The 23,978-nt window shown below is 66.8% G+C and carries 14 protein-coding genes; 3 read left to right on the plus strand and 11 right to left on the minus strand.

Going from position 1 to position 23,978, the window contains the following annotated elements; translation table 11 throughout:
• Positions 1 to 48: 48 nt before the first annotated feature.
• The 3 genes from K2Y42_RS13645 (at position 49) to K2Y42_RS13655 (ending at position 4,438) form a co-directional block, all read left to right on the plus strand.
• Entirely contained in the window at positions 49 to 246 is a 198-nt protein-coding gene (locus K2Y42_RS13645) for a lipoprotein (protein ID WP_291153407.1), read from the plus strand.
• A 124-nt stretch (positions 247 to 370) separates the two neighbouring features.
• Complete coding sequence (gene lysA / locus K2Y42_RS13650) at positions 371 to 1,648, plus strand: diaminopimelate decarboxylase (protein WP_291153409.1); 1,278 nt, start codon at positions 371 to 373, stop codon at positions 1,646 to 1,648.
• Positions 1,649 to 1,744: 96 nt separating this feature from the next.
• Complete coding sequence (locus K2Y42_RS13655; RefSeq protein ID WP_291153411.1) at positions 1,745 to 4,438, plus strand: TIGR02302 family protein; 2,694 nt, start codon at positions 1,745 to 1,747, stop codon at positions 4,436 to 4,438.
• 39 nt (positions 4,439 to 4,477) lie between these two features.
• On the opposite strand, the gene K2Y42_RS13660 is transcribed toward K2Y42_RS13655, so the two are convergent.
• The 11 genes from K2Y42_RS13660 to pstB all read right to left on the minus strand — a co-directional run bounded on the left by K2Y42_RS13660 (position 4,478) and on the right by pstB (position 23,964).
• The gene (locus K2Y42_RS13660; protein WP_291153413.1) at positions 4,478 to 6,148 is read right to left on the minus strand and encodes a calcineurin-like phosphoesterase family protein; all 1,671 of its coding nucleotides are present in this window, start codon (positions 6,146 to 6,148) and stop codon (positions 4,478 to 4,480) included.
• 162 nt (positions 6,149 to 6,310) lie between these two features.
• Positions 6,311 to 7,645: an APC family permease gene (locus K2Y42_RS13665; protein WP_291153414.1), complete on the minus strand. Its 1,335-nt coding sequence runs from the start codon at positions 7,643 to 7,645 to the stop codon at positions 6,311 to 6,313.
• Between the two features lie 228 nt (positions 7,646 to 7,873).
• Positions 7,874 to 8,830 carry a hypothetical protein gene (locus tag K2Y42_RS13670; RefSeq protein ID WP_291153416.1) on the minus strand — a complete coding sequence of 319 codons (957 nt, stop codon included), beginning with the start codon at positions 8,828 to 8,830 and terminating at the stop codon, positions 7,874 to 7,876.
• 94 nt (positions 8,831 to 8,924) lie between these two features.
• Positions 8,925 to 9,998 (minus strand): poly(3-hydroxybutyrate) depolymerase, encoded by a 1,074-nt coding sequence (locus K2Y42_RS13675; RefSeq protein ID WP_291153417.1) that lies wholly within the window; start codon positions 9,996 to 9,998, stop codon positions 8,925 to 8,927.
• A gap of 146 nt (positions 9,999 to 10,144) precedes the next feature.
• Complete coding sequence (pbpC, locus tag K2Y42_RS13680; RefSeq protein ID WP_291153418.1) at positions 10,145 to 12,328, minus strand: penicillin-binding protein 1C; 2,184 nt, start codon at positions 12,326 to 12,328, stop codon at positions 10,145 to 10,147.
• Positions 12,329 to 12,336: 8 nt separating this feature from the next.
• Positions 12,337 to 17,688: an alpha-2-macroglobulin gene (locus K2Y42_RS13685; protein WP_291153420.1), complete on the minus strand. Its 5,352-nt coding sequence runs from the start codon at positions 17,686 to 17,688 to the stop codon at positions 12,337 to 12,339.
• Between the two features lie 303 nt (positions 17,689 to 17,991).
• A complete protein-coding gene (locus K2Y42_RS13690; RefSeq protein WP_291153422.1) occupies positions 17,992 to 18,573 on the minus strand; it encodes a hypothetical protein in 582 nt (193 codons plus the stop codon).
• A gap of 133 nt (positions 18,574 to 18,706) precedes the next feature.
• Positions 18,707 to 21,349 (minus strand): hypothetical protein, encoded by a 2,643-nt coding sequence (locus K2Y42_RS13695; protein ID WP_291153424.1) that lies wholly within the window; start codon positions 21,347 to 21,349, stop codon positions 18,707 to 18,709.
• A gap of 209 nt (positions 21,350 to 21,558) precedes the next feature.
• Entirely contained in the window at positions 21,559 to 22,254 is a 696-nt protein-coding gene (gene phoB / locus K2Y42_RS13700) for a phosphate regulon transcriptional regulator PhoB (protein WP_291153425.1), read from the minus strand.
• Between the two features lie 25 nt (positions 22,255 to 22,279).
• On the minus strand, positions 22,280 to 22,990 hold the full coding sequence (phoU, locus tag K2Y42_RS13705; RefSeq protein WP_291154059.1) for a phosphate signaling complex protein PhoU: 711 nt from the start codon (positions 22,988 to 22,990) through the stop codon (positions 22,280 to 22,282).
• Between the two features lie 158 nt (positions 22,991 to 23,148).
• Positions 23,149 to 23,964 carry a phosphate ABC transporter ATP-binding protein PstB gene (gene pstB, locus K2Y42_RS13710; protein WP_291153428.1) on the minus strand — a complete coding sequence of 272 codons (816 nt, stop codon included), beginning with the start codon at positions 23,962 to 23,964 and terminating at the stop codon, positions 23,149 to 23,151.
• Between the last annotated feature and the right edge of the window lie 14 nt (positions 23,965 to 23,978).

The following is a 23,978-nucleotide window of genomic DNA, read 5'->3' on the forward strand; positions in this document are numbered from 1 at the left end:
GGCTTCCCGAAGATGTCTTCGAGGCCGGCTCCACGGGGTTTGATCGCAATGATGAGTTGGGTTCGTACTTTCCTGGCTGCCTCGACGCTGGCGCTCGCGCTGGCCGGATGCGGCGTGAAGGGTTCGCTCGAAACTCCTCAGGCCGCGCCGGAATCGACGGCGGAAGCACAATCCGGCCAGGGCAAGCCCGAGGGCGCAGCGGCCAAGCCGCACAAGAGTTCCGTTCTGGACGCGCTCGTTCGCTAACGAACACAGCCTCGGAGAGGCCCGGCCGGCCGCTTCTCAGTCGGACAGGTGCTAAGGCTCCTGTTGCGTTGGCGCGGCGGCCTGTATAGCTCGGGTGTCGATCACTCCGGACACCTGCGCCCCCATGCACCACTTCCACTACAAAGACGGCGTGCTGCACGCCGAAGACGTCAGCCTCGCGCATCTCGCATCGGATGTCGGGACGCCGTTCTACTGCTATTCCACCGCGACGCTGGAACGGCACTACCGCGTGCTCGAACGCGCGTTTGCCGGGCAGAACGCGACCATCTGCTTTGCGGTCAAGGCGAACTCCAACCAGGCTGTGCTGGCCACGCTGGCGCGGCTCGGCGCGGGCATGGACGTCGTCTCGGAAGGCGAGCTGCGGCGCGCACGGGCGGCCGGGACGCCGGCGGACAAGGTGATTTTCGCGGGCGTCGGCAAGACCCGCGAGGAGATGGCCTACGCGCTGGGCGAGGGCATCTGCAGCTTCAACGTCGAAAGCGAGCCGGAGCTTCATGCGCTGTCGGAGGTCGCGGAGTCGCTCGGCGTGACGGCGCGCGTCGCGATCCGGGTCAATCCGGACGTCGACGCCAAAACGCACGCCAAGATTTCGACCGGCAAATCCGAGAACAAGTTCGGCATCCCGTATCTGCGCGCGCCGTCCCTCTACGACGAGGCGCGCAAGCTGCCTTATCTGGACGTGGCGGGCATTCACATGCACATCGGCAGCCAGATCACGGATCTCGCGCCGTTCCGCGATGCGTTCCGCCTGATGCGCGACCTGATGCTCGAGCTTCGGCGCGAGGGGCATGCGATCCACCATCTCGATATCGGCGGTGGGCTCGGCGTTCCCTATCGCGGATCGAACGAGGTGCCGCCGCATCCGGACGAGTATGCGGCGCTGGTGGCCGCGAGCCTCGGCGATCTCGACGCCAAGCTCTATCTGGAACCCGGCCGCATGATCGTCGGCAACGCGGGCGTTCTCGTCACGCGGGTTGTCTACGTGAAGGCGGGTGCGGGCAAGCGCTTCACGATCGTGGACGCGGCGATGAACGACCTGCTGCGGCCGACGCTCTACGAGGCCTTTCACGAGGTGTGGCCGGTTTCGGAGGCGCGCACCTCCGATGCGACGGTGCTGCAGGATATCGTCGGGCCGGTGTGCGAGACGGGCGATTATCTGGCCGTGGAACGCGCGCTGCCGCCGTTCGAGCCCGAAGAGCTGATGGCGGTGATGACGGCCGGAGCCTACGGCGCAGTGATGTCGTCGACCTACAATACCCGCCGCCTGGTGCCGGAAGTGCTCGTCAATGGAAGCGCTTACGCCGTGGTGCGGCCGCGGCCGAGCTATGAGGAAATGATCGGGCTGGATCGCCTGCCGCCGTGGATAACGCCCGAGGCCTAGAAGGTTGCCCGTGGGGCCGGGCCGGCACGGAAACGGGTGGTGAACGTTAGCTCTTTGTAATGATGCGCCCCGGGCGCTCGTGCTAGGTTTTGAGCAATGGAACGGGATCCCATTTCGCGTCCGGCCGAACGGGCGTTCGAGCGCAAGATCTGGCGCGCGCGCGTTGCGGTCGCATTTGAGCAAATCTGGCTTCGGCTCTGGCTGCTGCTGGCCGTGGCGGCGGCGTTTCTGCTCGTGTCTTATGCCGGCCTCTGGCCCCGGCTTCCCGCCTTTGCCCACATGGCGCTGCTGGCCCTGTTCGGACTCGCTGCGCTCGCGGGCCTGATCTCGCTCACCCGCGTGTCCTGGATTTCGCGCGACGAGGCGATCCGGCGCATCGAGCGCGTCTCGGGCGTGCCGCATCGGCCGGCCTCATCCTATGAAGATACCGTCAGCGCGCCGTCGTCCGATTCGGCGACGCTCGCGATCTGGCAGGAGCATCGCAACCGCATGGCGGCGATGCTCGCGCGGCTGCGTCCGGGGAAGCCCGAGCCGCGGACCGACCGGTTCGATCCGTTCGCGCTTCGCGCGGCGCTCATGCTGGCCATGGTCGGAGTCACGGCGCTGCTCGGCCACACGGCTGCCGATCGCGTCCGTTCGGCGTTCACGTTCGGCTCCACGGCGGCGCTCGCGCAGGCGCGTCTCGATGCCTGGCTCACGCCGCCGACGTACACCGCCAAGCCCCCTGTGATGCTGGCCGACGGCGCCGGGCAGATGCCGGCGGCCGATAAAGGCGCGCCAGCCACCCAGCCCGTCTACGAAGCGCCGTTCAAGAGCCTGCTGATCGTGCGTGTCGGCGGCATGGGCGACCAGCCGCTCGCCATCGAGGTGCAGCCGGCAGCGGCCAAGGGCGAGCAATCGCCGGCCGAGCGTGTCGAGTCGAAAGCCGAGAAGGACACCGGCGATCTTAAGGAAGTTCGCTTCGAGATGACCCGGTCGTCGACCGTGCGTGTGCTGTCTGGCGCGCGCGAGATGGCGCGCTGGACCATTTCGGTGACGCCGGACAAGGTGCCCCAGATTTCGTTGTCGCGCCCTCCTGAGCTGACGCCGCGCGGCTCGCTCAAGCTCACCTACAAGGTCGAGGACGACTACGGCGTGGTGTCGGCTGGTGCGGATCTCAAGCGCCTCAAGGACGCGCCGCGCGATGCGAGCAAGGCCTGGGCGCAGGCGCCGGCGCCCAAGGGTCCGCGCGCGCCGCTGATGCGCCCGCCCAAGCTGGAACTGCGTCTGCCGAAGGCGAATTCGACGGAGGCGCATACGTATTTCGAGATGGCCTCGCATCCGTGGGCCGGGCGCAAGGTCATCATGACGCTGACCGCCAAGGACGCCGCGGGGCAGATCGGCAAAAGCGCCGGGTTCGAGATGATCCTGCCGGAGCGCAAGTTCACCAAGCCGCTGGCGCGCGCCGTCGTCGAGCAGCGCAAGAAGCTGATGGAAGATAGCCGCTACCGCTCGCCGGTCGTGGCCGCGCTCGATGCGCTGACGCTCGAGCCGGACGGGTTCATCGAGGACACCAAGGTTTATCTCGGCCTGCGTACGGCGCGCCATCGCCTGCGGGTGGACCGCACGCGCGCGGGCTTCAAGAGCGTCGTCGACCAGCTCTGGCAGATCGCGCTGCGGATCGAGGACGGCAGCCTGTCGGATGCCGAGCGGGCGCTCAAGGACGCTCAGGACAAGCTCTCGAAGGCGCTCGAGAACGGCGCGTCCGAGGAAGAGATCAAGCAACTGATGCAGGAGCTGCGTCAGGCGCTCAACGAGTTCATGAAGCAGTTGGCGCAGGAAAGCGGCGACCAGCAGCAGCAGGATGGCCAGAACCAGGATCAGCAGACGCTCGGGCAGCAGGACCTCGAGCGCATGATGCAGAACCTCGAAGACATGGCGAAGAGCGGATCGCGCGAGCAGGCGCAGCAGATGCTCTCCGAAATGCAGGATCTCATGGAACGTCTTCAGTCCGGGCGGCAGGACCAAGCCCAGGCTCAGAAGAACCAAGAGATGATGAAGATGATGGAAGAGCTGGGCGGCATGGTCGGCGACCAGCAGAAGCTCATGGACGAAACGTTCGGCGAGCAGGGCCAGGAGAAGCCGGAGTCCGGGCAGGGCGGGCAGAAGCCGCCGCCGGGCATGAAGGGCATGGGCGGCGACGGCCAGCAGAAGGATGCGGGCGGCGGTCCGGAGAGCCAGTCGGGCGAGGCGCAGCAGGGCCGTGGGCAGCGCGGCGGGCAACAGGGCGGGCAGCAAGGTCAGCAGGGCCAGGGCGATCAGCTCGGGCAGGGTGACAAGCAAGGCGGTCTCGCGGATCTGTCGCAGCGCCAGCGCCAGTTGCGCGATCGCCTGTCGCAACTTCAGAAGAACATGCGCGAGAAGGGCGGGCCGTCGAGCCAGCAGCTCAAGGACGCGGAAAGCGCCATGGAGAGCGCCGAGGATGCGCTCAATCGCGGCGATGTCGCCGAAGCCACCGAGCAGCAGTCGCGGGCGCTGGAGCAGATGCGCCAGGGCGCGCAGGACATGGCGCAGGAGATGATGCGGAACATGCCGCAGCGCTATGGCCAGTCCGGCGATACGCCGCGCGATCCTCTCGGGCGGCCGCAGCGGTCGCAGGGGCCGGACCTCGGAACGTCCGTCAAGGTGCCGGATCAGATCGACGTGCAGCGTGCGCGCGAGATCCTGGATGAGCTGCGCCGGCGGCTCGGTGAAGCGCGGCGCGCGCCGGTCGAGCTCGACTATCTGGAACGGCTGCTGCGCCGGTTCTGATCGTTGGCGCGTACCGCACGCGGGGCCTAGCGCCCTAGCCTAGGCGACGATGTCGAGAACCATCTGGTCGGCGATGGGGCGGCCGAACTCATCCGTTCCGCGCACGGCGACGCGATAGACGCCCGGTGAAAGGTCTTCCGGCAGCGGCGCGGTCCAGATGTGCGATGACGGCGCCGGCTCGACCCAGGCCTTGTAGGCGTGGCGGTCGCGGGCAAACACGTCGACGACATGCGGATCGGTCAATCGCGCCCGCTGCATGGATTGCGGTGCGCGGTCGATGCCTTCGATTTCAAACGTGAGCTGTGTGCGCGGGCCGCCGTCGAACACGTCGACGACAAGCTCGGTGTCGCACAGCGAGGATGACCGCAGCGGGCAGTACAGCGCGCCGCTCTGCTCCCGGGCCGTTTCGTGTTGGCTCGATCGCTTCGACAGCATCATCCGCATCTTCGTCTCACGGCCGCGGCTGACCGGCACGAAACGGGTCGCATAGCGCGCGCCGTCCACGGAAAGGACGTGAAATCCTTTCGGACTGCCGTCCCGGCTCAGCGCCGTCGGAATGCCCCGCTCGTCGGCAAGCCCGCCCCACCAGCTTCCCGACGCCGCGGTGAGGACGTGGTGGTGATGCGGCGCGGTTCCCGTGAACCCTTCGTCGCGTCCGAGGTAGTGATGCTCGGTCGTGTGCGAGTGGCCTGCGAAGCTCACAGTGTTCGGCCGAGCGGAGAGCGTCGCCATGAGCGCGCGCGCGTCGGCCGTGGTCTCGCGCGGATCGTGCGGCGCGTTGAAGCTCGTCAGCGGAATATGCATCGAGACGACGACGAGGCGATCTTCCGGCGTGTGGCGAAGTACATTGCCGATGAAGGCAAGCTGATCCGGTCCGATGCGGCCGTGGTATCCTTCGGAGCGAGACACATCGACGTTGTTGAGGATGATGAACGTCGCGGGTCCGTATTCGAAGGCATAGTGCGTCGGGCCGAACACGCGCCGCCAAGTCGTGAATGCCGTCTTGTGGTCGCGCGCGCCGCCGTCCATGTCGTGATTGCCGGGGCAATGGTGCCACGGCATGCGCAGCGCGCCGAGCATGTCGAGATAGCGCCCGTAGAGCGACAGGTCGTCGCCCACCACGTCGCCGTGATGGATGCCGAATGCCGCGGGTATGCCGAGGGCGGCGCTGACGATCTCGTCGCGGAAGTAGCCGAGTTCGGCCGCGTTGGACGGCTGGGTATCCGCAAACAGCAGAACATCGAACGCGGTGGGCTCGTCGCTGCGGCGAAGTGCGAAGTCGAGCAGGCCGTCTCCGGCACGGCGCGAGAAGTCGGGCACGCCGCCCGGCTTGTGCGCCGTCGTCCAGCCCGATGGCTTGATTAGGAAGATCAGATCGTCGTCGTGGGCTGGCATTGACCAGGTGCCGTCGGGACCGGTGACGGCGATGTCGCGTCCGTTGGAGACCATCACGCCGGCGATGCCGCTGCGGTGTTGGCCGTCCTTGCGTTCAGTGTCTTCGAAAACAGTGCCGTGCGCGATTCCGTTCGCGCGTGCGGGCTCGGTCGCGAACAGCACGGGCGTCGCCAGAACGGCCGGGAGTAGTGCGGGAGCGGCAAGGACCGCCGGCAACAACATGGGAGCGGCAAGAGCCGCTCCGGCGCCCGTGAGCACCGCGCGCCGCGAGGGCGCGCCGAACTCGTTCGGCCCGATGTCGTTGGAGTGCTTCACCGCTGCTCCAGCCCCGCTGGGTCGAGTTCCCGTCATCCTGGGCGGGACGGTAGCGATGATTCACGACGGTTCCCGAACAGCACGGTGACTGGTTGATGACACCGGGGCCGCTTTGACGCTGCCGGGGCTCTCAGGGTTGGGACGTTTTCGTTGCGGTCCGGACTACGATGGCGCGGGGATTTTCCGCCCCGTCTGGCGCCGATACACCCATTCCGCCGCGAACGAGGCCGCTGCGATTGCTGCGAGCGCCAGCAGGGCCGCGGGCTGCTGATGGTAAATGTAGGTGCTCAGGATCACGAACATCGCGACGCAGGTGAGGAGCGATAGCCAGACGATGATCGCGTTCGCGCCGGTTGTGCCGAGCACGCGCAAGTGGCCGGCATTCACCGCAGCGTAGACGAGCAGGAATGCGGCGCTCCCCATCATGGCGATGCCCGAAAGATCGAAGCACAGGATCATCAGGATCACGAGCGCTGCCGTGAGCAGGAGGCCGCCGCTCGCGCTCCTCCACGGTGTGCGCGTCAGTGCGAGTGGCAGTTCTCCATCGCGGGCGATCATGTAGCAAACGTTGGCCGAGCCGAACAACGTGGCGTTGATAGCGGAGGCCGTCGAGAACAGGGCGGCCACGGCGATGAGGCGAAAGCCGAACTCGCCGAGAAAAGGCTTTGCCGCTTCGGCCAAGGCGTAGTCGGAGGCGCGCGCGATCTCGGCGTTCGTCAGATTGCCGGAGACCGTCACGGCGACCGCGAGATAGATGACGATGACGAGCAGCACCGACGTATAGAGCGCGCGCGGCAGCATGGTTCGCGGGTTGCGCATGGCGGCGGCGGCGTTCGTCACGAGGCCGAAGCCTTCGTAGCCGATGAAGAGCACGCCCGCTCCGAACAGCACCGATTGCATCGGCGGCCAGAGCGTGGGTGAAAGGTTGTCGGGCTTCATGAAAAAGAGACCGGCGGCGGCGAACAGAACCAGGATGGCGACCTTCACGGCCACGACGATGGTTTCGCTGCGCCCCATGGCTCGCGCCCCGAACGCGTTGACGACTGTCAGCGCGACGACGGAGCCGACCGCAAGTGCATCTGAGATTACGGGCGATGGATCGGTCGTGATGAAGGTTGCGCCGTAGCTTCCGAACGCCGTGGCGTAGAGCGCGAGCGAGATGATGTAACCGGCCCACATGAACAGGTTGATCCCGCCCGCCAGCACGCCGTCACCGATGCTCCGGACGAGGAAGTGCACCGCGCCGCCCGCGGATGGGAAGGCGGCGCCGAGGCGCGCATACGAGTACGTGGAGAGCAAGGCCACCACGCCGCCGATGGCGAACGAGAGCCACATGGCGTTTCCGGCCGCCTGGGCCACGACGCCGAGAATTGAGAAGATTCCAGCGCCAACCATTCCGCCGATGCCGATGGACACGGCTGCGGTCAGGCCGATCTCGCCCGAGCCGTTTTCAGGGCTTGTCTGGCTGGGTGTTGGCCGAGGGGCGGACGTGGCCATGACGTGGCTTGCTCCCGTCCCTGGCCGCGCGACTACCGCAAGACTGTCGGCGGGTCGCCGACGACGACCGGCGCATCCGCAAACACGAACAGATACGCCAGCATCCCGAGGATGCAGGCGACTGCGCCGAACATGATAAAATGCTTTGTATGCATAGAACGGAGTATCGCCTCGGCGTGCCCGTGCCGCAAGAGCCGATCGGCGCGATAGAGAGCGCGGCCGCCCGGCCTATGGCGCGGCGGCGATGGGTGCGGAGCGGATGCCGAGGCCGAAAATGCCCTGGTGGCTGACGAGGCTCGTCGATGCGTAGCCGCCGGGTGGCTCAGTCCCGCTCAGCCAGTTGCGAAACTGGCGCGTGAGGTCGAGCGGCAGCCAGCTTCCGTCCTGCTCGGACAGCGGCATCACGTAGGGCGCGAGCGTGAACTTGTATTCGAAGAAGTACGAGACGCGGCGCGTGCGCACTTCGAGGCCGAGCAGCGCCTGCCCGACGGGGCCCGCAACCTGATACTCGTAGGTGCGCTTGTCGCTGTTGGCCATCTGCACTTCCGCGTGCGGAAGCGAGACGCCGGCGCCGACGCCGACATAGGGCTGCAGTCTGAGGCCCAGGCTCGGCAGCCGGAACAAGCCGTTGAGGGTCAGCATGTTGTGGCCGTGGCTCGCTTCGAGGCGGCGGAAGATGTCGCGCAGCGTGGCGCGGGCGGGCGCAGGCGCGCCGTTCAGCGTGCCGGCGAACTCGATTTCCTTCTCCAGGCGCGCGATCGTTTTCGAGTGGGTGAAGTCCAGCATCGTGCCGGTGCGGCCGTTGCCGAAGCGCACGATGCGCGCGCCGTAGTAGATCGGATTGACGAACGGCTTGCCCTCCCAGTCGACCTGCTTGGCGGTGAAGTCGTGCGTGCCGGTCTTGGTCAGCTTGACGTCGCTCGGGTAGGTGTACGGCACGCCACCGTAGCCGGCGAACATCCACTCGGCGCCAGGAGGGGCAAGTTTCGCGATTGGCGCGCTGCTTTGGGCGGTGCTCTCGGCGTGCGGCTCGGCTGACTGCTCCATCGTGGCGGACCATGTCGCGGCGGTGAGGGCGGCAGCAGCGAAGAGCGCGGAGGCGGCGTCGAATGGAGAGACGCGCGCCGGGGTACGGGATGCCCGGGGAGGATTCGCCGTCCACGCGGCGGCCGAGATGAAATTCATCAGTAGTTCCCCCGAGGTATTTTGCTGTGCCCCGCTGAGTAGCGGATCGCGCCGCGATGCTCAACCATTCCTGCGTCGCGCCCTTGCGCGCCGCTCAGGATTGCGGTTTTGCGAGCGTTTCTAGCATCTTGTAGACGATGCGGATCTGGGCCGCGTCGCGCGTCAGGTAGTTGGCGCCGGTATAGCCCCACCAGTCCCAGCACCCTTGCGGGTTGACGGCCGAGACGGAGGCCTGCGGAAACAGAACGATCAGCCGGTTGGTGTCGGCCCAGTTGGCATAGCCCGATTCCTTGATGAACGCCTCGCCGGTGGCGGACCGGTTTTGCCCGCACCCGTGGTAGGCGATGTGCACGCGGCAGGTTTCGTCCTTCAGGCATGCAGGGGGAACGTAGACGACGCCGCTCTGCTCCATGCCGTCGTTGTTCTCGCCTTCGAGAAAGGGGCGCTGGTCGAACTCGGTGAAGGTGCCGGCGGGTGTTGGGCTGCGCGGGGCCAAGTCGCCGTAGATCTGTTTCAGGACGACGCCGGCCTGATCGTAGTCGCAGTCGACCACGTAAGGATTGCCGGTGTTCTCGCAGGCGAGGCCGTCCGCTTCCGTGACGAAGGCGTGGCCGGCGGGCAGGTCCGATACGTAGACCATGTTCGCTTCGGGAACGCCGATGCGCTTGTAGTATTCGAAGGCGGCCGCGACGATGGCGGGCACGACGGTGCGATCGTTCGTGCCGGAGAACAGATAGATGCGGTCGTTCTTCAGGTCTGCGATCGGGTCGATGCGGCCCGCGTCAGCCAGCTTTTCCGTTTTGCGCACGAGCTGGTCGACATCCGGCACGCCCCACAATGCGAGCGCGTTCAGCATGCAGCCGTTGACGGCTTTCGACAGGTTGAGGATCGCGGCGCCGGGGCCGGGCATGAGGTCGGCAAATGCGCTTTCGGCGCAGCCGTAGGGGCCGCCCGCGATGATGGCGGCGCCGACCACGATCTTCGAATGAGCGATCTGAAATTGTCCGGCCATGTAGGCGCCGGACGAAATGCCGGACACCGACGTCTGGGAGAGGTCGGCGGCGAGGTTCGGCAGCGTGGGGAGTTTGGCGTCGTCGGCACGGCACGGGGAGAGCGCGGCCAGCGCCAGCGCGCCGATCGCCAAGGCTCGTGCGGTCACTGCTCTCATCAAGGTGTCACCATCCGGCCGTTCGACGCGTTGCAGCATCGCGCGCTTCCCGAGGGCCAGATTGCGAGATCGACCAGCGAGCGAGGCTTTCTGATCAGTATCTTAACGCGCTGCGGCGGCGATGGCCATGGCGGCAATTTCGCCCGTCACCGTAACCGTATCGTGACGCGGTCGACATGGCCCTTGGCGTCGATGACGGTGAGCTTGGCGAAGCCGCGTCCGTCTGGCCGCCACTCGGTTTCTCGGCGGAGGGGGTCCGACACCACAGGATCGCCGTCGATCAGCCAGGTGAGCGGCAGCGCGCCGCCCTCCGCCTTGATGATCAGTGGCTCGGCGTCGCGCTCTTCCATGTCGAGCTCGGAGCGATCGGGGGGAAACGAGATCAGAACCGGCGGTTCGAGGTAAGGACCGGTCGCGACCGTGTCGTCGCCCGGTTCGCGGAAGCGCTTGAGCGGCTGGGGCAGCTCGGAGCCCGTCGCCTTGACGACGCCGTTGGGGGCGGCGCGGAAGGGCGTGCGGCGCTCGGAGATGCGCGCGAAGGTGTCGAACAGGATCGGCGCGGCGGAGAGGCGGCCCATCAGGCCGGGCGTGGAAGCGGCATCGGGACGGCCGACCCAGACGGCGACGACGTGGCGGCCGTCGTAGCCCACGGCCCACGCGTCGCGGTAGCCGTAGGAGGTGCCGGTCTTGTAGGCGATTGCGCCGCCTTTCGTGTTGGGAGGCGGAGGTGCGTCCTTCAGGATGTCGGTGACGTACCACGACGAAACCGGCGACAGGAGACGGCGGCGCGCGGATGCGACGGGCTTGGCGCCCGCCTCGTCGCGCCGCCAGGAGAGCGTGACGGGATCGCCGCCGCGTGCGAGGGCGGCGTAGAGCGATGTCAGATCCTTCAACGTCATGCCGAGGCCACCAAGCGCGATGGCGAGCGAGGGCTGTGCGTTGTCCGGCAGGGCGGGCTCGACTCCGGTGCGGCGGATGCGGCCCATCAGGCGGCCCGGGCCGACGGCGGCGAGAACCTTGACGGCCGGGACGTTGAGCGAGCTGCCGAGGGCTTCGCGGATCGTGATCGTGCCGTGAAAATCCTCGTCGAAGTTCTGCGGACGGTAGTTGCCGAAGCGCGTCGGGCGATCCTCGATCAGGGTCTCGGGATGGGCGATGCCGTTCTCGAAGGCGAGGCCGTAGATGAAGGGCTTCAGCGTTGAGCCGGGCGAGCGGATGGCGGCCGTCATGTCGATGGCGCCCTGGCGGGTGGGATCGAGATAACCGGCCGAGCCGACATGCGCCAGCACCTCGCCCGTCGTGTGATCGACGACGAGCACGGCGGCGGAGAGCTTCGGGCCGAGCAGCTTGGTCTGCTCGGTGGCGAGCGTCTCGACGGCGGCCTGCAGGTCGCGGTCGAGCGTCAGGCGGTGAATGGTGCGGCCGGGATGGGCGGCGACCTCGGATTCGGAAAGATGCGGGGCAAGCTTCAGCACTTCGAGGCGCTGCTTCGGGATGCGTTCGCCCTTCGCGCGCTCGGCCTCCGCTTTCGGCAGCACGCCTTCCTCGACGGCGCGGTCGAGCACGCGGTTGCGGGCCTTGCGGGCGGCTTCGCTGTTGCGATCGGGACGGCGGACTTCGGGAGACTGCGGAAGCGCCACAAGGAGGGCTGCTTCGCCTGCCGAAAGATGGCGCGGCTCCTTGCCGAAGTAGGCGAGCGAGGCGGCGCGCACGCCCTCGATGTTGCCGCCGAACGGGGCGAGCCGCAGATAGAGACGCAGAATCTCGGGTTTGGACAAGCGCTCCTCAAGCTGGAGCGCGCGCGCGATCTGGCGCAGCTTGCCGGACCCGGTGCGCTCGTGCTTGCCGTCCAGCAGGCGCGCGACCTGCATGGTCAGCGTGGAGCCGCCGGATTTGATCGCGCCGTGACGGGCGAGCAGGTATCCGGCGCGCAGGATGGCGAGATAGTCGACGCCGCCGTGCTCGTAGAAGCGCTTGTCCTCGAATGCCATGAGCATGGCGAGATAGCGCGGATCGACTTCGCTGACATCGAGCGGCAGGCGCCAGCGGCCGTCCTTGGTGGTGAAGGCGCGCAGCAGACGGTTCTCGCGATCGAGCACCGTGACCGAAGTGGCCTCGGCGGCCTCGAGCGGCAGCGGGCCGATGTTCTGCTTCGTCACCTCGAGAGTGACGCCCGTGGCGGCGGCAAGGCCTGCCACCGCCACGAGAGAAAAGACGGCGAGCCGCAGAGGGCGTGGGGGAGTGAGCCACTTCCATCGCGGGGAGCGATCGGGGGGAGCGGAAGGGCCCTGCTCTGCGGCGCGCCGTTTCTTGAAGAACGAGAGGTTCATGCCCGTTCCTAGTTCTTGACGACGAGTGTGCCCGCGCCCGAGCGCGCATAGCGTTCCGGACGGTACATGTCCTCGATGGTGGCGGCCGGGTGGATGAACGATCCGGGCGTCACGGCGCGGACGATGTAGGCGATGGTTGCCGACGCTGCGACGGTTTTTAGTTTGCTCGCCTCCGGGGTCGTAGCATCGGCTGCTGTGTCGTCCGCCTCGTTTGCGTCATCGGAATTGTCCGAGGCCGCGCTGTCGTTGTCGTTCTCCTCCGCGCTCTCCGAGGACGTCGAGCCCCAGAGATTGAAGGCGGCCACGAAGCGGTCGTCGCGGAACTCGGTGTGCTCCGGACGCAGCGTCGTGCGCAGCCAGTCGAGGGTCTTGATGTCGCCCGAGTCCACGAGGCGGGGGTTCTCGATTTCGAGGCCCGCAGGCAGGCGGTCGACGAGCAGGACGCGGCCGGCGGCTTCGTCGCTTTCGATGGTCAGCACCGCGACGAGGCGCTCGTTCTGCGCGATCTCGCTCTTGCCGCCTTCGGCGCTGGCCAGATCGACCTTTTCGCCATCAAGCTTGTAGTACGTGCGCTTGACGGTGAAGCCCTTCGAGATGGCGGGCTCCGTCGTGAGCGAGGCTCCGATGACGCTGACGACGACATCGGTGGAGGCTTCGCCGGAGTTCGTGATCGTCAGGCCCTGCTCGACCTCCTCGGCCGTGAGCGAGCGGACGAGCGCGCCGTCAACAGGCGTGCCGTTGATCGCGACCTTCGCCATCTTTGCCTGATCGCCGAGAGCGTGTGCGGCCAGCAGCATCCACGCCTGCTCCTGCGTAGAGGTGTAGTTGCGGGCGAGGTAGGCCTTGGCGATGACGTTGACGAGGCGCGGCGTCTCCGATTTCACGATGCCGCTTTCGGACGCGAGCGTCACGAGGGCGGCGCCGTCGCGGATGTCGGAGCCGTAGTCAGAGCGGGCGACGCGCAGCGCAGCCTGATCCGAGAAGGCGTCGAGTGCGCCCTTGAAGGCGGCCTCTGCGCGTTCCTTGTCGCCGACCATCGCGAGTGCGGCGCCGAGCTGGGCCTTGCCGAGCGGGGTCGTGAAGCGGTCGAGGCGGGTGTCAGCGTAGTAGCGCAGCTCGCCGATCGGCGCGCGGCCGTTGCGGGCCAGCACGTAGAGCGCGTAGGCGCGATCCTCGCCGCCCTTGGTGAAGTCCTCGCCGTTCAAGGCGAAGTTCTGGAGGCGGTCGAGCGCCTGATTGAAGGGAAGCTGGCGTACCTCGTAGCCGGCTTCACGGGCCCGCGTCAGGAAGTCCGTGACGTAGCTCGTGAGCCAGAGATCGGTGTTGCCCGGACCCCAGCTGCCGAACGCGCCGGAGCTGTCCTGCATGTCGAACACGCGGGCGATGGCACCCTGCACGCGCTCCTTCAGGGCTTTGTCCGCACCGATGCCGATGCTGGTGGCGACGGCGTTGGCGTAGAGCAGCGGCAGTGCGCGCGAGACGGTCTGCTCGGCGCAGCCGTAGGGGTAGCGGTCTAGCGCGGTCAGCAGGCCGGGCACGTCCATGGTGGCGGCTGGGCCGACCGAGAGGTTGACGCGCGTGCGGCTCTTAATGAGGCCCGCGATCAGGTCCTTCGACACCGTGAGCTTGCCGCCGCTGGCCGAGAGAGACGCAACTGTCGTGCGTTTGATGTCGCCCGCGGGCGGCTTGATGTCGAGCGTCAGGCGGCGCGAGACGGCGATGCCGCCCGGGCCCGTGACGCTGACGTCATAGGTGCGCAAGCCGACTTCGTCCGGCTTGAAGGTGACGATGTGGGATTTGCGCTCGCCAGCGGCCAGGGCGATGTCCTTTTCGGCCACCACGAGGTCGGTCGCGGCGTGGTCGATCAGCTTGGCTGCATAGCTGCCGGCCGGGCCGTCGACGTTGTGCAGCGAGAGATCGACGCGTGCCTCGTCGCCAAGCGTCAGGAAGCGCGGCGCGGAGGCAGTGAGGGCTACCTCGTCGCGGACGATGACGTCGTTGGTGCCGTGGCCGAGTTTCGATTTCGACCAGGCGACGGCCATGACGCGGACCGTGCCGTTGAAGCTCGGAAGGGCGAACTCGACGTTGGCGATGCCATCGGCGCCGACGGTGACGATGCCGGAGTAGAACGACACCGTTTCCTCGACCGGCGGGCTGCCTTGCAGGCCGGCGCCGTCCGTGCCGTCGCCGCCGGAGCGGAGCTTGCCGCGCTCGGCGCGCATGCCGTCGATCAGGCGGCCGTAGAAGTCGCGCATTTCGAGGGCGAGTTTCTGCTGCGCGTAGAAGTGCGATTCCGGCGCGGGCGCCTGGAAGCGCGTGAGGTTGAGGATGCCGAGATCGACGGCGGCGACCGTCACGCGGGCCTCTTCACCCGCATCGAGGCCCTTGATCTTGACCGGGATGGTGAGCGTGGATGCGCCCTTGACCTTGGCTTCAGTCGGGATCTCGACGGCGAGCGTGCGCTTCGACTGGTCGATGCCGATCCAGCGGACGCCGATGGCGCGGCTGGGCATGCGCTTGGCCGTCTCATCCATCGGGCGATAAAGAAGCGCCGTCGCGTAGGCGCCAGGACCCCAGTCGCTGCCGACCGTGATTTCCACGTCGCCGCCGCCCTTGGCGATGTCGACTTCCTGCTTCGAGAGAAGGCCGCGGCCGAGCACGGTCACGAGTGCCTTGCCGCCCTGCTTGGAGGCGATGCGCAGCTTGGCCGTTTCGCCCGGCTGATAGGTGGGCTTGTCGAGCGCGACGTCGAGCATTTCTGGGCTCTCAGCCGTTTCGCCGCTCGTGTACCAGCCGGCGTTGAAGATCACGCTCGAGAGCGTGCCGGCGGTGCCAGAGGCGCTGACCTCGAGGCGGTAGCGGCCGTAGTCGACGTCGGCGGAAATCGCGGCCGGTGCGGCGGTCGTGGCGTCGAGCTTGCCGTCGGCAACCTTGCGCGTGATCGTCTGGCTCTCATAGGTCCACGAGCCGTCGCGGCGATACCACTGCCACGACGTGTCGAGGCGCACGAGCTGCCAGTCGAGGTTCGCGGCGGTAGGCTTGCCCTCGCCGTCCAGCAACACGATGTCGAAGCGGGCCTTCTCGCCTTCGCCGAGCGAGGACGTTTCGAACAGCGGCTTGATGCCGATCTTGGGGTCGCCGAGGTTGACGGGCAGCAGGATGGATCGCTCGATGCTGCGGCCGCCGGCTTCGCGCAGGCGAACGATGACGTTGGCTTCGAGGGGCTTTGCGGTTTTCGTGACGGCGGGGAGTGCGATGGCGAGCGCGGCCTTGCCGGCGTCGTCGGTCAGGGGGAGCTTGTCGAGCGGCTGGCGCACGGGGCTCACGGATTCCTCGGCTTCACCGAAACGATAGCCGGCATAGCCTTCGAGATCCTTGGCAGACGGGCGCACGATGATGTCGCCTTCGAGCGCGAGACCGGCGGCCGGGGGGCCGTAGAGGTAGCGGCCCGTCACGTCGACCGTCTTGGTCTCCTCGGGTGCGAGCGTGCCCGCGCCATCCTTGAGCGTGAGATCGAGGCGTTCGGGAACGTAGTCTTCGACCAGGAAGGAAATCTGCGTCAGCGCATCGGCCTTCGGATCGGCGTGAAGGCGCGCGCGCCAGGTGCCGGTCATCGCGCCGCCGCCGAGGGGAAGGCGCAGCGTGCGTCCGCCCAGGCCTTCGTCGGCGAGCGGATAGCGGCCCTGCTCGACGCCGTCGGGGCGGACGACGATCAGCGTGGTCGGCAGCGTGGCTGCGGCGCCCGTGCCGTCGCGTACGATGGCGGTGACGTTCACCTCCTCGCCGGGGCGATAGACGCCGCGTTCCGTGTAGAGGAAGCCGTCGAGCGGGCCGGGCGCGTCGCGGCCTTTGACGCCGCGGTCCGAGAGATCGAAGGCGTTGGTCGCGAGATCGAGGAAGGCGTATTCGCCCGCGCCGTTCTCGGCCACGAGGATTGCCGGCGCGTTGCCGCCTTCGCCCTTGGACTGGCCGGGCTCGAAGCGCACGTAGCCGTTCTTGTCCGACTTTCCGGTGGCGAGAACCTCGTTGTTGCGCGCGATCAGGCGAACGTTGGCGTCGGCCACCGCATCGGTGCTGGCGAGTGAGCGCACGAATGCATGCACGCCGTCGTCGCCGGAAAAGGCGGTGAGGCCGAGGTCGGAAACGATGAACCACTGCGTGGCCTGCTCGCGCCACGTGTCCTGCTGGGCGATGTCCGCCGGGCGGGCGATCATGGCGTAGGCGCCGGGCTGCAGGTTGCCGATCGCTTCGCTGACCGGGAAGGCGGCCGTCACTTCTGCGTTCAATTTGGTCGCGACGTCGAGCTCGCCTTTGTAGACGAGGCTGCCGGTGCGGCTCTTCAGGGTTTCGAGGTCGTAGCCCTGAAGCTGGCGATCGAGATCGCCGTTGCTGATGGCGTTGGCGAGGCTGCGGTCGCCGATGCGGTAGACCTCGACTTCGACGCGGCCGGTGTTGATGGCGACCAGCGGGATGCCCTGCTGGCCGCGGCTCGGCAGCACGTAGCTCTTGCCCGTGAAGTGGACCATCGGCTTGCGGTCGGGGACATAGACGGCGAGCGTCACCTGCTTGGCGAGCGCTTCGTTGACGTCGGACGGCAGGCCGGCGCGGATCTGGATCTCGTAGCGTTGGCCGTGCTCGACGCCGTCGATGCAGAGCTGGCTGCCTTCGACGGAGACGGCTTGCGGGTCGCGGCCGTTGACGGAGACGAACTTGGCGAAGTCGCTCTGGCCGCGCGACAGGCTTTCCGAGAACTGGATGCAGACGCGCGGCGTGGCGGCGTCGCCGTCGGCCGTGTAGTCGGTCATGCGGAAGCCGTGCTCGGTGCGGAGCTTTTCATAGGCGTCGCGGACGCTCGCGGTTTCGGCGAGCGCAAGGCTGGTCTTCAGCGCGTCGATGGCGGGGCGCCAGTAGGAGCGGCGCTGCATGGCCTCGCCCAGCACGGCGAGCGCGCGGGCCTTCATGGCGGTGTCGGTGCTCAGCATGTAGGCGCGGTAGGCGGCGCCCGAGGCGTTGACGGGGAGGTCGTAGTTTTCGGACTTGTCCGGATCGGGCTTGATGGCGAGCAGCGCCTTGGCGAGGCCAATCCAGTTTTCAGGGCTCTTGCGGTCGGCGACGACGGCGGCTGCATACGTGCGCGAGGCGGCGCGGGCATCCGGACCCATGAGCTTTTCGGCGGCAAGCCGCAGGTCGGGGGAGGTTCGCCCGTCCGGTTTCCAGGTGTCGCGAATGTAGGTCTCGTAGCGGTCGGCGTCCTTGGCGATGCCCTTGTGGGCGAAGACCGGTTCCTGGGCGATCGCCGCCGTCGTGAGGGAGGCGGTGAGAAGTGCCACGCCGAGGATAAGGGATTTGAGGATGCGCATCGCCGATGACCCTGATGAGCTTTGGCCGGATATGGACCGGCAACCAAAATTTCCAGGATGCAACATAGCATTAGGGCATCCGGCGTCGGGAGCCCATCAGACGCGAATGATCAAACGTTGGCGATAAGGTGAAACTTTCCGGCAAATTCCGATCAATGCTGACGGTTGATGCCGCGGCGACCGGAAAAAGCAAAACCGCCGGCCCGTTTTGCGGGGACCGGCGGTTGCTGTCGAAACGGTTAAGACGTGCCGGTTAATGCCGGAACGGCTCGTTGGCTCTTAGTGCCGGAACGGCTTTTCTGCTTAGTGCCGGAACGGCAACGTCGTCGGTGCGGCGTCGGCGCCCGCGATCAGCGACGGATCGAACAGCGGGGCGTGGCGGGGCGCCTGTGCGCGGCGCTCGCCCGTCAGGCTGCCGGTGGGGCCGGCGGCGCGCCAGATCTGGGCGAAGGAGCGGACGGCGCGGGCGGCCGTGGCGCGGCAGGCATCCGAGAAGAGCTCGTAGGTGTCGCGGCGCTGCGGGTCGCGGCGCATGCAGTCGCCGATCCATACGGTGGTCTCGTCGAGCACGAGCTGCTCGTGCGCATCGAGGAGACGGACATCGGTGACGAACCGGCACTCGCCGGATTGCGTGGCGGCGGGCTGCGAGCGGTTGGCCAGCACGGTCTGGACGGTGACGCCGGCGGCGGACAGCTCGGAAGCGAGCGACTGGAGTGCGCGAGCGGCGGGGCTTTCGGCGGACAGCGCCAGAAGGCGGTAGGTGATCGGGGTGGCCTCGGGCGAGGCAAGGGCAGTGGCAAGGTGGTCGGAGATAAACGCTTTCAGTCTCTCTTCTTTCTGCTCCTTGGAGACGACATTCAGACGAGCATTTGGACTGAAGCGCATTTCGTTTGTCCTTTAGGGGGGAGCGGACGAGCATCCGGAGTCCCATCGTGTAGTCGCGGCGTCATTTAGGCGACAAGACGGTTAAGCAAATGTTTCGCACAGGGTCGTTCGGAGAAGCTGGCTATGCTCGCGCTCAACCGTTTCGAAATGCCGGACGAAGCCGGCTCGCCATGGTTGCGGCGTCGTCGTTTGAGAGATCACTTTCATTGTCGTGCGCAACGGGTTCTAAAAGCTTCATGTCCTGCTCACTGTCGCGTGCGCCGATTTTCGACGGCGCAAAGCCCGTGATGTCGATGACGGCCGTGTGAAGGGGCGACGAATTTTTTTCATCGGCGCTGTCGATGCCGGTCAGCGCTTCGCTCAGCCGGCCGATCAGACCGCCGTGGTCTTCGGCGCGATCGAACGGCAGGGACACGGTTGCGGTCTCGCGTTTGAGGATGACATCGACGCGATCGGCCCGGGGCGCGACAGGTTCGAGAACCGCTGTTTCCAGGACCTCGGCGCCGGCGGTGGTGGCGGGCTGGGCTGAGGCTGGTGATTCGATCCCGGCCAGGATGCCGGTCACTGGCGCATCCGCCGCTTGCCGGGCCGCGTCGGCGACATCATCCGCACGGCGAAGCGGGGCGGTGTTGGAGTTGGCGGGAGCGGCGAGCGCGTCTTCAGCGTCGACATCGGAGAGCGCGCCGAGCTCGGCGGCAGCACTGCGCGCATAGGGACCGAAGCCCCCTGTGGCCTGAGCGGCAGCCGTCGGCGCATAACGGAAGCGCGGCGTCTGCCACGTCTCTGTGGCGGGCTCCGGTTTGCGGTCTTTGGCGGGCGTCCATTCCGGGGCGGCGGTCCACTCGGGCTCGACGCGCGCCTTCAGCGACTCGGATGGGCGCGTGGAGAAGACAGGATCGGCTGGGCCGAAGCCGTATCGGGTCCGCTCGTGCGGGCTTGTGCGCGTGCTGGGTTCGGTGCGCGGGTCGCCTTCGGTCCGCAATCGCGGCTCTGTCCGGGTCGCGGGCTCCATCCGGATGGCGGGTTCCGAGCGGCGCAGGATGTCGCGTTCGATGCGGCGGCGGTTAGCGTCGGCTTCGGCGCGCCGGGCGGCGCCCATGACCGCGCCCAGGATGAACTCCGACCAGGCGCCGTCGCGGAACTTGTAGATCCGGAACGCCTCGGAGCGCGCGAACTTCGAGCCCTGCTTGGCGAGCTTCTTGCGCACGGCGCCGTTGAAGGGCGTCCAGGTGCGCTTGAAGATGCGATCCTTCTCGAAGCTCGTGAAGAGGTTGGCGAGCAACTGGGCTTCGGTGCGCAGATCCTCGCGCACGGCGGCGCTGGCGTCGGGCGGGGCGTCGAGCGGCACGGCGACGTAGTAGCTGCCGTGCACGTCGAAGACGACATGGCGGAACAGCTCGAAGCTTTCGCGGATCTCGGGATCGCGGTGGATGTCGTTGAAGCGCGAGAGGATTTCGATCACGGGGCCGCGTTCGGCCTCGCGCATCTTGGGCATCAGGCCGTGCAGGCGATGGCCGCGGCGGCCGATGGAGACGAGCAAGAGACAGATGTCGACGAAGATGGCGACGGCGAGGGGAACGTAGTCGCGCTGGGAGAGGCCGCCGCCGTCTGTCGGCGGGGGCGGCGTGGAGCCGCCGGTCTCGACGGAGCGGATGGCCTTCTTCTGCAGCTCGCGCAGCTCATCGGCCGAGGGCGGCAGCTTGAACGACAGCGCGCCATAGAAGGTGGTCGTGAGGCGGCGGAAGGCTTCGATGGTGGCTTCGGAGCCCTCGACGGCGGCGATCTTCGGCGTTTCGAGCACGGGGAGTTCGGCGATGGCGCGGGCGGCGCCGCGCAGGGCCTGGGCCAGCTCCGCATCGGGGCAGGAGAAGCCGCCGGCCTTCGGGTCTCCGAACGTGGTCTTGTCGGCGCGGTCGGTCAGGTCCTGGCGCAACTGCTGAAGCTGCGGGTCGGTGCGCAGCGCGTTGAAGCCGGACACCGTCATGTCGAGCTTGCGGCCGAGCTGCTTCATGAACTCGTTGCGCGCGCCCGACTTGGGATCGATGATCGAGGGATCGTTGGCGGCAATCTTGGCGAGGTCGCCGTCGAGGGCGCCCATGGATGTTTTCACGGCGCCGACCCGACCGGTGACAAACTCGGACGCGAATCCAAAGCGCTGGGCGTCGTCTTCGCGCATGCGGCGGCGGGGGCCGTCGCCGGGCTTGCTGTTCGGACACGACGTGCCCTTGTCGCGCTCGATGTCGGCTTTGCGCTTCGACAGTTCGGCCACCTGAAGCAGCGTCGCATTGAGCTGCTCGAGGCGTGTGGAGCCGACATTGAGGGATGTCTGTACGCCCGTGACGGCGAGTTCGGCGGAGCGCGAGCTTTCGGAGCGGCTTTCCAGAACCTTCCAGTAAAAACCGAAACCGAAGCCGACCGAGATCAGGCTCAGGAACAGATAGCCCGCGACGTAGGCGAGGCGGGTGGCGAAGCCCACGGGCTGGAACATCTGGTCGAGCAGCCAGACGATCATCATCATCAGCATGGCGACGGAGAAGCCGACGATCAGCTTATGGATCAGCGGCAGGTCGCCCATGTTGGCCTGGATCAGCTCCAGCATGCCGACGTAGGTCGCGACCCAGGACAGCGTGCCGAGGCCGATGATCAGAATGAGCTTTTTGAGGTCGCGCGGAGAATGGGACTCAGGCTCGTCGCCCGACGCGTCCGGCAGCAATCCAAGCTTGAATGAGCGCGCAAATAGTCCGCGCGAACGCCCCGGGTCCGGCGCGTACACCATGGAAGTCGACCTGTCCTAAGAGACCTTGCGGGAGACGGTTGTTGGGTCTCTCACGCAAGTGCAATACGCGATAAAAGCCGATCAGCCCCCGGCATCGTGATCCGGATCCTGAGTATTCGGAATTTTTGTCGCGAGTGCGGCCGAGCGGTGTCGGAATCGGCGCGGGAGGTGCGCGCGCGATCAATCAGGGACAGAGGCGTGAGACGATCTCAGGCGCCGGAGCGTTCGCCGAAGACGTAGCCGGAGCCGCGCACGGTGCGGATCGGATCGCGTTCCTTGCCGCGGATGAGCGCCTTGCGCAGGCGGCCGACGTGGACGTCCACGGTGCGTTCGTCGACGAACGCGTCGCGGCCCCAGACGCCGTCGAGAAGCTGGGTGCGCGAGAGCACGCGGCCCGGGCTTTCCATGAGGAACTCGAGGAGGCGGAACTCGGTCGGGCCGAGGTGGACCTCGCGCAGGCCGCGCGTGACCTTGTGGGCGGGACGATCCAGCTCGATGTCGGCAAAGCGCAGCACATCGGCCATACGGTCGGGCGATGCGCGGCGCAGGATGGCCTTCACGCGGGCCATCAGCTCGGGAAGCGAGAACGGCTTTACGACATAGTCGTCGGCGCCGGTCGAGAGACCGCGAATCCGGTCGCCCTCCTCACCGCGTGCCGTCAGCATCACGATGGGGATGGACTTGGTTTCCATGCGCGCGCGCATGCGCCGACAGATTTCGATGCCGGAGACGCCTGGAAGCATCCAGTCGAGCACCAGCAGGTCGGGCTTTTCTTCCGCCACCAGGATTTCCGCCTCCTCGCCGTTTTCGGCGTGGGACACACGGAAGCCCTCAGCTTCGAGATTGTAACGAAGCATCTCGGCGAGAGGCGCTTCGTCCTCGATCAGTAGAATCTTGGCGGTCATCTATCTGAGATTCCGTCTCTCTGGGTCAGCTCTTGGAGAAGAGCGTCGAGCTTGTGTCATCGCTCTTCGGGCGATCGTCAGCAATGTTCACGCCACGGACCAGGAAGTGCACGGTTTCGGCGATGTTGGTGGTGTGATCGCCGACACGCTCGATGTTCTTCGCACCGAAGAGGAGGTGCGTAGAGAGGCCGATGCTGCGCGGATCTTCCATCATGTACGTCAGAAGCTCGCGGAACAGCGAATTGTACATCGAGTCGATCTGTTCGTCCGAGCGCCAGACAGCGAGTGCACGGTCGGCGTTGCGCGCGGCGTAGGCGTCGAGCACTTCCTTGAGCTGGGCAAGGGCCAGATCGCCCATGTGGCGCATACCGGTCATGAGGGGCTTCGGATGCGATTCGTGGGCGATGGCGAGGGCGCGCTTGGCGATGTTCTTGGCCAAGTCGCCGATGCGCTCCAGGTCGCCGGTGACGCGGAGCGCCGCCATGACATGGCGGAGGTCGTTGGCGAGCGGCTGGCGGCGGGCGATCATCGAGATCACCTGCTCTTCGATTTCACGCTCGAGCTGGTCGATCTGCTTGTCGGCCTTGACCACCTGCTCGGCGAGCTTCGGGTCGCGGCGCTCGATGGCGTCGAACGACTGGGCGAGAATGTGCTCGGCGAGGCCGCCCATCTGGGCGATCTTCCGGTCGAGAAGTGCGAGCTCGTCCTCATAGGACTTTACGATGTGCTCGTTCATGTCGTCTCCTTTGGGCCGCAGGGCCGGTTCGGCTCGGGTCAGTTCGTTCGAGGCGGCCGCGGTTGCCTTGGTCGTTTCGGGCGTCGACGTCCGCCACGGCATGAAGCCGGACAGCAGCGTCTTGCGGTCGGTTGTCATTGCACAAACTTTCGCCTGGATCAGCCGAAGCGGCCAGTGATGTAGTCCTGCGTGCGCTTGTCAGTGGGGTTCTGGAAGATCTCTTCCGTGTTGCCTTCCTCGACGATGACGCCGAGGTGGAAGAACGCGGTACGCTGGGATACGCGAGCGGCCTGCTGCATCGAGTGCGTAACGATGATGATGCAGAAGTTCTGCTTGAGCTCGTCGATCAGCTCTTCGATCTTGGCGGTGGCGATCGGGTCGAGGGCCGAGCACGGCTCGTCCATCAGGATCACCTCGGGGTTGACGGCCACGGCGCGCGCGATGCACAGGCGCTGCTGCTGGCCGCCCGAAAGGCCGGTGCCGGGATCGTTCAGGCGATCCTTCACTTCCTTCCAGAGCGCGGCGCGCTCAAGGCTCTTCTGGACGATTTCGTCCAGCTCCGCCTTCGACGACGAGAGGCCGTGAATGCGCGGGCCGTAAGCCACGTTCTCGTAGATGGACTTCGGGAACGGGTTCGGCTTCTGGAACACCATGCCGACGCGGGCGCGAAGCTGAACGACGTCGAGGGAGGGATCGTAGATGTCCTCGTTCTCGATGGTGATCTTGCCGGTGACGCGGCAGATCGGGATGGTGTCGTTCATGCGGTTGATGCAGCGCAGGAACGTCGACTTGCCGCAGCCGGACGGGCCGATGAAGGCCATGACGCCACGGTCGGGGATGTTGACGCTGACGTCGAAGAGCGCGCGCTTTTCGCCGTAGTAGACGCTGACGTCCTTGGCGACGACCTTCGGCTCCTGGAGATGAGGGGCCTGGGCGGTGGCGCGCTGAAGGGACGAGGGTTCAACATTTAGCATCGTTTGAAACTCCA

Source organism: Hyphomicrobium sp., from assembly GCF_019744875.1.
Classification (GTDB): domain Bacteria; phylum Pseudomonadota; class Alphaproteobacteria; order Rhizobiales; family Hyphomicrobiaceae; genus Hyphomicrobium_C.